This is a genomic window from Micromonospora arborensis (assembly GCF_003205615.1).
Taxonomy (GTDB): domain Bacteria; phylum Actinomycetota; class Actinomycetes; order Mycobacteriales; family Micromonosporaceae; genus Micromonospora; species Micromonospora arborensis.
Map to the genome: position 1 here is coordinate 15,705 of NZ_PYBV01000003.1, position 11,912 is coordinate 27,616.

An 11,912-nucleotide genomic window follows, 5' to 3' on the forward strand; every position below is an offset into this window, starting at 1 on the left:
TGCTCGCCGGTCGGCTGTGCCCGTCGCTCGGCTGTGCCCGTCGCTCGGCGGTGCTCGCCGGTCGGCTGTGCCCGTCGCTCGGCTGTGCCCGTCGCTCGGCGGTGCTCGCCGGTCGGCTGTGCCCGTCGGTCGGCGGTGCCCGTCGCTCGGCGGTGTCCGCCGGTTGCTTTACCGGTCGGCTGCCTGTTCACCGGTCGCACTCCCGGTCGCCGGTTGGCCGTCAATTGCCTGCTGGTCGGCCGCCTGGCCACCGACCGCCGCACCGTCGGTGACGGCCGCCGCGAACCCAGGTATGGTCCGGTCTGGCCGCCGGTGTAACTACTCGGGACGCCTCCGTTACGAGACCGTGACACCGGTATTTCGGATCAAGTGTTGACGTCCCCTATGTGAGCGCTAACACTACCCGAAAGATGACAGTTGGCCCCGGCAGTCGGCGGGGGAGTCCGGAGAGGAGAAGCCCGTGGGCAGGAAATTCCTGATTGCTCTCGGCGGCGCGATGCTGACGCTGAGTATGGCGGCGTGCAGTGGCGGGGGTGCTGGTGGCAGTGGCGACAAGAGTGGCGAAAAGCCTTCTGACCTGACCATCGGCGTCTCGATGCCGACCCAGGTCTCGGAGCGGTGGATCGCCGACGGCAACGCGGTGAAGTCGAAGCTCGAGGCGAAGGGCTACAAGGTCGACCTCCAGTACGCCGGCGACGACATTCCCACTCAGTCGCAGCAGGTCGACCAGATGATCACGCAGGGCGCTGACGTCCTGATCATCGCCGCGATCGACGGCACGGCGCTCAACAGCCAGCTGCAGGCCGCCGCGGCCGCGAAGATCCCGGTCATCTCCTACGACCGACTGATCCGCGGCAGCAAGGACGTCGACTTCTACGTCAGCTTCGACAACTACAAGGTCGGCGTCGCCCAGGGCACCGCGCTGCTCGTCGGTCTCGGCCTGCTGAACAAGGACGGCTCGAAGGGCACGGCCAAGGGGCCGCTGAACATCGAGATCTTCGCTGGGTCGCTCGACGACAACAACACCCAGTACTTCTACGGCGGCGCGATGGACACGCTGAAGCCGTTCATCGACGACGGCACGCTGATCGTCAAGTCCAAGCAGACCACCCCCGAGCAGGCGGCGATCCTGCGGTGGCAGCAGGAGACCGCGCAGAAGCGCATGGAGAACCTGCTCACCTCCAGCTACAACGACGGCTCGAAGGTCGACGGGGTGCTGTCGCCGTACGACGGCATCTCCCGCGGCATCATCACCGCCCTGCAGAACGCCGGCTACGGCAGCGGCGCGAAGAAGCTCCCGGTCGTGACCGGCCAGGACGCGGAGATCGCCTCGATCAAGCTGATCAACGACGGCGTGCAGGGCTCCACGGTCTTCAAGGACACCCGACTGCTGGCCGATCAGGCCGTGAACGCCGCCGAGGCGTTCCTGCAGAAGAAGGAGCCGCAGGCCAACGACACCAAGACGTACAACAACGGTGTCAAGGTCGTCCCGGCGTACCTGCTGCCGTTCGCGACCGTCTACAAGGACGACATCAAGGCGACGCTGATCGACTCCGGCTACTGGACGGCCGAAGAGGTCGCCGCCGGCCAGGCCAAGAAGTAAGTCATTCGTCGGGTCCGGCGGTCACCGCCGGGCCCGACGCGTTGGCGTACCGCGTCCAGACCTGACGGAGGACAGTGACCATGGACGACACCATCCTCGAGATGCGTCGCATCACCAAGACGTTCCCCGGCGTGACCGCGCTGGAGGACGTCACCCTCGCGGTTCGCCGAGGCGAGATCCACGCCATCTGCGGAGAGAACGGCGCCGGCAAGTCCACCCTGATGAAGGTGCTGTCCGGCGTCCACCCGTCCGGCTCGTACGATGGCGAGATCCTCTTCGACGGCAAGCCGATGCAGTTCCGCGGCATCCGGGACAGCGAAGCGAACGGCATCGTCATCATCCACCAGGAGCTCGCCCTGGTGCCGTACCTGTCGATCGCGGAGAACATCTTCCTCGGAACCGAGCGGCGTAACCGTCTCGGGCTCATCGACTGGAACCTGGCCAACGCCGAAGCGGCAAAGCTGCTGGCGTCCGTCGGGCTGCACGAAAACCCTGTCACCCCGGTCATCCAGCTCGGCGTCGGCAAGCAGCAGCTGGTGGAGATCGCCAAGGCGCTGTCGAAGAAGGTGCGTCTGCTCATCCTGGACGAGCCGACCGCCGCCCTCAACGACATCGACTCGGCGCACCTGCTCGATCTGCTGCGGGCACTCCGGGACCAGGGCATCACCTGCATCATGATCTCGCACAAGCTCAACGAGATCACCGCCATCGCCGACTCGACGACCGTCATTCGCGACGGGCGCACGGTGGAGACCCTCGACATGAAATCCGACGAGGTGTCTCAGCAACGGATCATTCGCGGCATGGTCGGGCGTGACCTGGACAGCTTCTACCCCGACCGTGAGTCGTCGCCCGGCGAGGAGGTCCTCCGGATCGAGGACTGGACGGTGCGGCACCCGGTCCAGGACCGGATGGTCGTCGAGGACGTCTCCGTGTCCGTCCGCGCTGGCGAGGTCGTCGGCATCGCGGGTCTGATGGGTGCGGGTCGCACCGAACTGGCGATGAGCGTGTTCGGTCGGTCCTACGGGCGCGACATCCGGGGCCGGCTCTTCGTTCGCGGGCGGGAGGTGCAGGCGCGCACCGTCGCGGAGGCGATCGACAACGGCATCGCCTACGTCACCGAGGACCGCAAGCGCTACGGCCTCAACCTCATCGACGACGTCCGCCGCAACGTCTCCGCCGCCGCGTTGGACCGACTGGCCCGGCTGGGCTGGGTGAACGGCAACGAGGAGATCAAGGTCGCCGAGACGAGCCGGCGGGAGATGAACATCAGGACGCCCAGCGTCATGGCGGTGGTCGGCAAGCTCTCCGGCGGTAACCAGCAGAAGGTCGTGCTGTCGAAGTGGCTGTTCACCGACCCGGATGTGCTGATCCTGGACGAACCCACCCGGGGTATCGACGTCGGCGCCAAGTACGAGATTTACACGATCATCAACCGGCTGGTGGCCGCCGGCAAGGCGGTAATTGTCATCTCCTCCGAGTTGCCGGAGCTGCTCGGGATGTGCGACCGCATCTACACCCTCTCCGCCGGCCGGATCACCGGTGAGATGCCGGTGGCTGAGGCGACTCAGGAGAGCCTCATGGAGCTGATGACCAAGGACAAGGAGCTCGTCGCGTGACCAGCATCAAGACCCCCCCGACGGAGCGCCCGACGCCCGCCGACAGCACACCCGCCGCCGCCCTGCACAGCGGGACGAGCGACCTGCGGGCGCTGGTGTTGAACAACCTGCGGCAGAGCGGAATCTACGTCGCCCTGGTCGTCATCGTCGCGCTCTTCGCGATCATGACCGACGGGGTGTTGTTGAGCCCTGGCAACATCACCAACATCGTCCTTCAGTACTCGTACATCCTGGTGCTCGCGATCGGCATGGTCATCCTGATCATCGGTGGCCACATCGACCTGTCGGTCGGATCGGTCGTCGCGCTGACCGGAGCGGTGTCCGCAGTCCTGGTGATCCAGCAGGACCATCCCTGGTGGGTGGGCGTTCTGGCCGCACTGGCCGTCGGCATCGTGGTCGGCGCATGGCACGGGTTCTGGGTGGCGTACGCCGGCATCCCGGCGTTCATCGTGACCCTGGCCGGAATGCTGCTGTTCCGGGGCCTCACCCTGCGGGTGCTCGACAACATCTCGCTGTCGCCCTTCCCGTCGGAGTACCAGCAGGTCGCGGCGGGCTTCCTCAACGGGCTGCTCGGCGGGCAGGGCTATGACGCCTTCACGTTGCTGATCGGTGCCATCGCCGTGGCCGGGTACGCGGTGAGTGGCTTCCGCACCCGCGTGGCGCGCATCCGCTACCAGCAGCCCGTCGAGTCGTTCCCGCTGTTCGTCGCCCGGGTCGTGCTGGTCGGCGCGGTCCTCATGTACTTCGCATGGCAGCTGGCGCACGCCCGTGGTCTGCCGATCGTGCTGATCATCCTGGCGGTCCTCGTGCTGGTCTACGGCCTGCTCACCCGCCGTACGGTGTTCGGTCGGCAGGTCTACGCGATCGGCGGCAACCTGTCGGCGGCGGCGCTGTCCGGGGTGAAGGTCCGCACCGTCAACTTCTGGATGTTCGTCAACATGGGCTTCCTGGCGGCGGTGGCGGGTGTCATCTACTCCTCGCGGTCGAACGGCGCCCAGCCGGCCGCCGGCAACATGTTCGAGCTGGACGCGATCGCCGCGGCCTTCATCGGCGGCGCGGCGGTCACCGGTGGCGTGGGCACCGTGGTGGGCGCGATGGTCGGTGGTCTGATCATGGCGGTGATGAGCAACGGCATGCAGCTGATGGGCGTCGACCAGTCGACCCAGTCGGTGGTCAAGGGCCTCGTCCTGCTCGTCGCGGTCGCCTTCGACGTCTACAACAAGCGCCGCGCCGGCACGGCCCGCTGACGTCGTAACGGCACGACCGTGGCCCCTGCCCGCTACTGCGGGCGGGGGCCACGTGTCGTTGGGCCGCAATGCGCCACCTCCGCCCCTGCGTCGGCGTTCGGGACTGCACCGACCGAGGGTCTCTGCGCCGATGCCTGAGCCACCCCGTGGGGTCGGCGCACCTCTCGGCGCCCCTGTAGAGCTGCCCCAGATATGGGACGGCGACCTGCGGGGGTGCCTGCGGTGGGTCTGGTAGCCCTGTCTGCGCCGCTGCTGGTGTCGCCTGCGCCGCGGCTGGTGTTGGTCGGCGCCCCTGTAGAGCTGCCCCAGATATGGGACGGCGACCTGCGGGGGTGCCTGCGGTGGGTCTGGTAGCCCTGTCTGCGCCGCGGCTCGTGTTGTCTGCGCCGCGGCTCGTGTTGTCTGCGCCGCGGCTCGTGTTGTCTGCGCCGCGCGGCTCGTGTTGCCTGCGCTGCGGTTCGTGTTGCCTGCGGTGGTCCGGTCGGTGCCGCCCCATATCTGGGGCAGCTCTACAGGGAGCCGGACACACCCTGGCCCCGTCAGGGAGCGACGCGGACGATCCCGCTGCGCCGTGCACGGCGCAGCGGGATCACGCGGTCAGTGGCAGTTGCCGGTACCGCTGTCGTTGTAGGTCTGCCCGGCCACCGGCACGAACCGCCAGTCGTAGCTGCCGGAGTGCAGGGTGAACTTCAGTACCCCCCACGCGGAGCTGTTGCGCGCCTCGCTGTTGGGCTGGATGGTGCCGAAGCCGTAGTGACCCGCACCGCCCATCCCGGCGACGAAGCTGCGCAGGCCCCGGCTGGCGTCAGCGCCGCCGGCCGGGTTCATCGGAGCGAACCGCTCGTACACGTGGTTGTGCCCCCACACCACGACGTCGGCGTTGTAGTCGTAGAGCGCCTGGTACAGCGGACGCGTCGACGTCGACGGCGCGTGGTTGGAGCTGGACGTGAACAGCGGGTGGTGCCAGTACGCCAGCGTGCACGGCTTGCTGCTGGCGGCCAGGTCCGCACGCAGCCACTGTTCCTGCGTCGAGCCGGCCGACATGCTGATGTTCGAGTTCAACGACACGATGTGCCAGTTGCCGAGGTCGAACGAGTAGTAGCCGCGGCCGCTCGGGCCGGCGGACGTACCGAAGTAGTTGTAGTAGCCGGTCGCCCCCGACGTGTTGTAGTCGTGGTTGCCCGGCGACGGGCGGGTACGCGACTTGTGCCGACCCCAGGTGGGCTCGTAGTAGCTGTTGAACTGCGACGCGGTGCCGCTGTCGTAGACGTTGTCGCCGGTGGTGAAGACCGTCCCCGGGATGCTGTCGAGCAGCGTCGCCGTGGCGCTGTCGCCGGAGCCCGAGTCGGCGATGTCACCGGCGCCGACGAAGACCGGGTCCCCGGACTCTGGAGGTGTCGTCGTCCCCGTCGCGACCACCAACTGCGGGGCGTCGGCACCGCTCTCGCGCGTGTCGTAGTAGGCGCCGTCGCCGCTGGCGGAGCTCGCTCCGAAGCTGTACGTGCCGTTGCCGGTGACGGCCGCCGTGACGTCGACCTCGTACCAGCTGTTGCCGCTGACCGCGCCGATCGTGCCGAGGGTGGCCCCGTCGATCGCCGGCTGGTTGTTCCAGGTGGTGCCGGTCTCCGACCAGGTCGTGTTGGACATCCGCCGGAACGTGCCACCGGCGTCGCTGCCGCTGTTGCCGCTGATCGTGCGCAGTCGCAGCTTGGCACTGGTCACCGTGCCGCTGACACCGCTCACCGTGAAGCGCAGGAACGAACGCCGCACGGGCGAGTTGTCGACCACGACCTGGGTGGACGTGCCGTAGTTGGTGGACGCCGTGTCGCTCTGGACGTAGGTGTCGGCGACCGGCGTGAACGTCACGCTCGCCGCCGACGCCGCGCCACCGCCGCTCACGACGACGGCGGCGGTGGCGGCGACGAGCACCACGACCGACCCCATCGTCACCGACGGACGCGGAAATCGAATGTGCATCCAGGACTCCTCTTCTGCGGGTGTAGAGCGAAAGGAATGTAGGAAGGTCGATGGGATGGCGGACGACGGACGGATGAACAGTGCGTCCGGGCAGGCGAATATCTCGATGTTCGAGGCGAGTTCACCCGTGCCACGCCTGGCTGCCACGTGCGGTCCGTTGTGTGCTCTCCGATAAGTACGGACGATGGCTGACCGGCAGCCGTCGATCCGAGGAGATGCGCGTGTACCTGTCGACCGTCTCCCGACCGGTCACCGACCCGCCCGAAACCGGACCACACCGTCGACGGCTCGCGATGGTCAGTGGCAACGTCGTGGCGCTCGGCGCGGTCAGTTTGATCACCGACATCTCCGCCGAGATGGTGGCCGCCGTCCTGCCGCTCTATCTGGTGTTGGGCCTACAGCTCAGCCCGGTGGCCTTCGGTGTGCTCGACGGAGTCCACACTGGGGCGACAGCGCTACTGCGGGTCGTCGGCGGTTACGCCGCAGACCGGTTCCGGCGGCGCAAGCTGATCGCCGGCATCGGTTACACGCTCTCGGCGGTCGCGAAACTCGGCCTGCTGCTCGCCGGTCGGTCGGTGCCGGCGATCGGCGCCGTCATCGCCGTCGACCGGCTCGGCAAGGGCGTACGCAGTGCGCCACGGGATGCGCTGATCACGCTCTCCACGCCACCGGAGGCCCTGGGTCGGGCGTTCGGCGTACACCGGGCGATGGACAGCGTCGGCGCGTTCCTCGGGCCGCTCGCCGCGTTCGCGGTCCTGCTGGTCGTCGGAGAGTCGTACGACGCGGTCTTCGTCACCAGCTTCTGCGTCGCCGCCCTGGCCGTCGTCGTACTCGTGCTCTTCGTCCGTGAGCGCCCGCCCGGTGAGCCGACGGACGGCCCGGACGACCCGAAGGTCTCCGTGCGCGAGGCGTTTGGCCTGCTGCGCAGCCGGCCGACCCGCCGGATCGTGCTGGCCGCGGCCCTGCTCGGGCTGGCCACCATCGGCGACGGCTTCGTCTACCTGCTGCTGCAGCGCCGTGCGGACCTCGACCTGCACTGGTTTCCGCTGCTCGCGGTGGGGACCAGCCTGGCCTACCTGCTGCTCGCCGCCCCGTTCGGCGTGCTCGCCGACCGGATCGGCCGGCTGCCGGTGGTGATCGGCGGTTACTCGGCCCTCGGTGCGGCGTACCTGCTGCTGGCCGGCCCGGTCGACGGTTGGCCGCTGATCGCGCTGACCCTGGCGCTGTACGGCGCGTTCTACGCGGCCACCGACGGCGTACTCATCGCGCTCGCCGGCCCGGTGCTGCCCACTCGGCTGCGGACCACCGGAATCGCGCTGGTGCAGACCGGGCAGGCCCTGGCGTACCTCGTCTCCTCGGTCCTGTTCGGTCTTGCCTGGCAGGCGTGGGGGCCGGGGAACGCGATCCGGGCGGCGGCCGTCGCCGTCGCCGGCGTCCTCGTCGTCACCCTGCTCCTGCTGGCCTCCCCATCCCGTCTCGTCACCCGGAAGGTACCCCGATGACCGCGTTGTCGACCCGAGCGAAGCTCGGCGTGGTTGCCGCCTCGGCGGTCCTGCTGGGCAGCGTGGCGGCCGGCTACGCCGCCACGGCCGCGGAACCGGCCCGAACGCCGCCATCCGCCACCGGCGACCAGGCGGTCACCCTGGAACCCGGCGCCCGCCTGCTGGCGATCACGGACCGGCACGTCTCCACGGTCGCCGCGGCCGACCCCGCCGGGCCCCGCACCGTCTCCGGCCTGGAATGCCTGCGGGTGTACGCCGCGGCCGGCATCGGTGTCTGCCTCAAACCGGAGACCGCCTGGTCGTACCAGGTCGTCGTGCTCGACGCGGCGCTGCGCCAGACGCGGGCGGTCAGCGTGCCGGGCCTGCCGAACCGGGCCCGGGTCTCGGCCTCCGGCCGGATGGTCTCCTGGACCACGTTCGTCGGTGGCGACTCCTACACCTCCAGCGGCTTCTCCACCCGCACCGGGATCCTCGACACCACCACCGGCGCCACGGTGAGTTCGCTCGAAGAGTTCGCGATCACCCGGGACGGCCGGAGCTACCGCAGCCCCGACGTCAACTTCTGGGGCGTCACCTTCACCGCCGACGACAACCACTTCTACGCAACCATGTCGACCGGGGCCACGAGGTACCTCGTCCGGGGCGACGTCGCCGCCCGTACGGTCGAGACGCTGAAGGAGAACGTCGAGTGCCCGTCGCTGTCACCGGACGGCACCCGGGTCGCCTTCAAGGAGGCGATCGACGCCGACCCGGCGAAGGGCTGGCGACTGTCGGTCCTCGACCTGGCGACCATGCGGGTCACCGCGACGGCCGAGACCAACAGCGTGGACGACCAGGCCGCCTGGCTGGACGGTGGGACACTCGCCTACACGAGACGCCAGGACGACGGCCAACCCGACGTCTGGAGCGTCCCGGCCGACGGCTCCGGTACGCCGAAGCTGACCATCCCCGGCGCGGAGTCCCCGGCACCGCTCGGCTGACGGCGGTCGCGGGGCGGCCAGGACACCTGACCGCCTTGGTGCGGACAGCCTTCCGTCACGTGGGATTACGCGCCGAACCCATCGCCGTTCATCGACGTTCTCAAGGCTGTTGACCATGACAAGGCTCAGCCGTCGCATCTTCGTCCTCAGTGGACTCGTGGCCGCCGGTGTCGCGGTCACACCTCGCCAGAGTGCCCGCGCAGCGGTGCCGTACCCCTTCAAACTCGGCGTCGCCTCCGGCGATCCGGCCCCCGACAGCGTCGTCCTGTGGACCCGACTCGCACCGTCGCCGCTCAACGCCGACGGCCAGGGCGGCATGGCCAACGCCGACGTGACAGTGGAGTGGCAGGTGTCCACCACCGACCGGTTCACCTCGCTGGTCGCCTCGGGCTCGGTGGTCGCCCGCTACGCGGACGCGCACTCGGTGCACGCGATCGCCGGTGGGCTCGCCGCCGACTCCGACTACTACTACCGCTTCCGGGCTCAGGGTCAGATCTCCCCGGTCGGTCGGACGCGGACCGCGCCGGCGCCTGGAACCTTCGGCCGCGACCTGGTGATGGCCTTCGCCTCCTGCGCCCACTACGAGGCCGGGTACTACACCGCCTACCGGCGGATGGCCGAGGAGAACCCCGGGCTGATCCTGCACCTCGGGGACTACATCTACGAAGGTGGCGTCGGCAGCTCCGTGGTGCGGCAGCACGTGGGCGCCGAAATCGTGTCCCTGGCCGACTACCGCCGCCGGTACGCGCTCTACAAATCCGACCCGGACCTGCAGGCGGCGCACGCCGCGGCACCCTGGCTGGTGGTGCCGGACGACCACGAGGTGGAGAACAACTACGCCAACATGGTCCGCAACGACAGCAGCCCGACGCTGACCGCCGCGCAGTGGACCGCCCGGCGGACCGCCGCGTACCGGGCCTACTACGAGAACATGCCACTGCGGCCGGCCTCCGCGCCGAGCGGCAACAGCATCCCGCTGTACCGCCGCGTCCGGTGGGGACAACTCGCGACCTTCCACATGCTCGACACCCGACAGTTCCGCGACGACCAGGCCTGCGGTGACGGCTGGAAGGTCTGCGCGGACGCGGACCTGGCCTCCCGGTCCCTGACCGGCGCAACCCAGGAGGCGTGGCTGCTCGACGGACTGGCCCAGCGCTACGGCACCTGGGACATCCTCGGCCAGCAGGTCTTCTTCGCCCAACAGCTCGACGCGAGCGGGGCGGCGAGCATGGACGCCTGGGACGGCTACCGGGCCTCCCGCAGCCGGATCCAGACCGGCTGGCAGCAGCGCGGGGTACGCAACCCCCTGGTGCTCACCGGCGACGTGCACAGGTCCTGGGCCAACGACCTCAAGGCCGACTACGCCAACCCGTCGTCGGCCACCATCGGCACCGAACTGGTCTGCACCTCGATCAGCTCGACCGGTAACGGCAGCGGCAGCACCACCATCCCGAACGCGGCGGCCAACCCGCACCTGAAGTTCTACTCGGACCGGCGCGGCTACGTCCGTACCACGATCAGCCGCAGCCAGGTCCGCGCGGACTTCCGCGCGGTGAACACGGTGACCGAGCACGGGGCCGCGGCGTCCACGGTGCGCTCGTTCGTCATCCTCGACGGCCAGCCCGGCCTGCAGGCCGGGTAGAAGGAGAACCACCATGACCGCATTCACGTCACTGCTCGCCGCGTCCCTTCTGGTGCCGAACGTCGTACCGGCCCCGATCGCCGTCACCGCCGAGGCGATCACCTGGACCACCGCGAACAGCGTTGCCACCGGTGACCAGGATCTGCCCTCCATCGCCATGAACCGCAACGGTCAGGTCGCGGTGGTGTGGGAGGACGACCGGGACAGCACCGCCCCCGAGAACGACACCCACAGCGAGATCTACCTGCGGCTGTTCCGCGACGGTACGCCCGCGTACGAGCTCAAGCTCTCCGGCGGAGGCACCAGCGGGGCCGCCTGGCGACACATCAGCCCCGATGTGGGGCTCGACGACCGGGGCAACGCCGTGGTGGTCTGGGCCGCCGACGGCGACGGCAACGGCGTCTACAACATCCAGTACCGGGTGGTCTCGCCGAGCGGCACGGTGCTCGGCTCGGGGCAGGCCAACGCCAGCGACGCCGGGCAGCAGATCTGGCCGAAGGTGGCCCTCGACCCGGACGGCGCCCCGACCACCGGCGCGGTTGGCTTCAGCGTCGTCTGGGAGGACGTGCAGGGGACCGCACCCGCCACCGTCAAGGCCGCCGGCTTCACTGCCGCCACCACGAAGGCGTACGAGGTGACGGCCTCGCAGACGACGGGGACGCACCACCGCCCCGACGTGGCGGTGTCCGCCGCCGGCGAGGCGCTGGTGGTCTGGGACGAGGACGCCGACGCGAATGGCTCGTACAACATCGGGTTGACCCGGCTGGCCCGGTCCAACGGCGCGGTGGTGCTGTCCCGGCGGACGGCCAACGCGCAGAGCGGCGGGCAGCAGCAGCGGGCCTCGGTGGCGACGAACTTCGCCGGGGACTTCACCGTCGGGTGGGAATCCGACCACACCGGCACCCGGGGTGTCTGGGCGCGATCGTTCACCTCCACCGGCACCGCCCGACACGACGAGGTCCAGGTCTCCACCGGGACCGGAGCCGTCGCCCCCGGCGTCGGCATCGACGACCAGGACAACATCGTGGTGGGCTGGACGGTGTCGGGCACCAACCCGGACGTCTGGGCGCGTGGCCTCAACCCGGACGGCACGCCGACCGGCCGGCTGGCGGCCCAGGCGCTGAGCCAGACCACGACGGGTCGTCAGGAACATCTGGCCGTCGCGACTTCTCCCTGGGGAGAGGTGAGCCTGTGCTACACCGACGACAACGACGGAAACGCCTTCGACCAGGTGCTCCTGGGGTTGGGAGCGACGAACTCGACCTGGCTGATGTCGGCCGACGAACTGCGCCGGCTCAAGGCGCGGAGCAGCACGGCGGCAGGCTGAGCGGATCGGGTCTTC

General features: G+C 69.3%; 8 protein-coding genes. 7 read left to right on the forward strand and 1 reads right to left on the reverse strand.

What is annotated here, in order from left to right; translation table 11 throughout:
• The first annotated feature begins 460 nt into the window (after positions 1-460).
• The 3 genes from chvE (at position 461) to mmsB (ending at position 4,469) form a co-directional block, all read left to right on the forward strand.
• A complete protein-coding gene (gene chvE / locus C7C45_RS01850; RefSeq protein ID WP_110561870.1) occupies positions 461-1,603 on the forward strand; it encodes a multiple monosaccharide ABC transporter substrate-binding protein in 1,143 nt (380 codons plus the stop codon).
• An 80-nt stretch (positions 1,604-1,683) separates the two neighbouring features.
• Positions 1,684-3,222 carry a multiple monosaccharide ABC transporter ATP-binding protein gene (gene mmsA / locus C7C45_RS01855; RefSeq protein ID WP_110561871.1) on the forward strand — a complete coding sequence of 513 codons (1,539 nt, stop codon included), beginning with the start codon at positions 1,684-1,686 and terminating at the stop codon, positions 3,220-3,222.
• Positions 3,219-4,469 carry a multiple monosaccharide ABC transporter permease gene (mmsB, locus tag C7C45_RS01860; RefSeq protein ID WP_110561872.1) on the forward strand — a complete coding sequence of 417 codons (1,251 nt, stop codon included), beginning with the start codon at positions 3,219-3,221 and terminating at the stop codon, positions 4,467-4,469. Before mmsA ends, mmsB begins: the two co-directional genes overlap by 4 nt.
• A gap of 597 nt (positions 4,470-5,066) precedes the next feature.
• Here the strand turns inward: mmsB and C7C45_RS01865 are convergent.
• Positions 5,067-6,446: a CBM96 family carbohydrate-binding protein gene (locus C7C45_RS01865; RefSeq protein WP_110561873.1), complete on the reverse strand. Its 1,380-nt coding sequence runs from the start codon at positions 6,444-6,446 to the stop codon at positions 5,067-5,069.
• A 215-nt stretch (positions 6,447-6,661) separates the two neighbouring features.
• Here C7C45_RS01865 and C7C45_RS01870 point away from each other — a divergent pair, with 215 nt between their 5' ends.
• The 4 genes from C7C45_RS01870 to C7C45_RS01885 all read left to right on the forward strand — a co-directional run bounded on the left by C7C45_RS01870 (position 6,662) and on the right by C7C45_RS01885 (position 11,897).
• Positions 6,662-7,948 (forward strand): MFS transporter, encoded by a 1,287-nt coding sequence (locus C7C45_RS01870; protein ID WP_110561874.1) that lies wholly within the window; start codon positions 6,662-6,664, stop codon positions 7,946-7,948.
• Positions 7,945-8,928 (forward strand): TolB family protein, encoded by a 984-nt coding sequence (locus C7C45_RS01875; protein WP_110561875.1) that lies wholly within the window; start codon positions 7,945-7,947, stop codon positions 8,926-8,928. The genes C7C45_RS01870 and C7C45_RS01875 overlap by 4 nt, the downstream gene beginning before the upstream one ends.
• A gap of 115 nt (positions 8,929-9,043) precedes the next feature.
• Complete coding sequence (locus C7C45_RS01880) at positions 9,044-10,570, forward strand: alkaline phosphatase D family protein (RefSeq protein WP_110561876.1); 1,527 nt, start codon at positions 9,044-9,046, stop codon at positions 10,568-10,570.
• A 13-nt stretch (positions 10,571-10,583) separates the two neighbouring features.
• Positions 10,584-11,897, forward strand: coding sequence for a hypothetical protein (locus tag C7C45_RS01885; RefSeq protein WP_110561877.1), 1,314 nt, complete (start codon positions 10,584-10,586; stop codon positions 11,895-11,897).
• Positions 11,898-11,912: the final 15 nt, after the last annotated feature.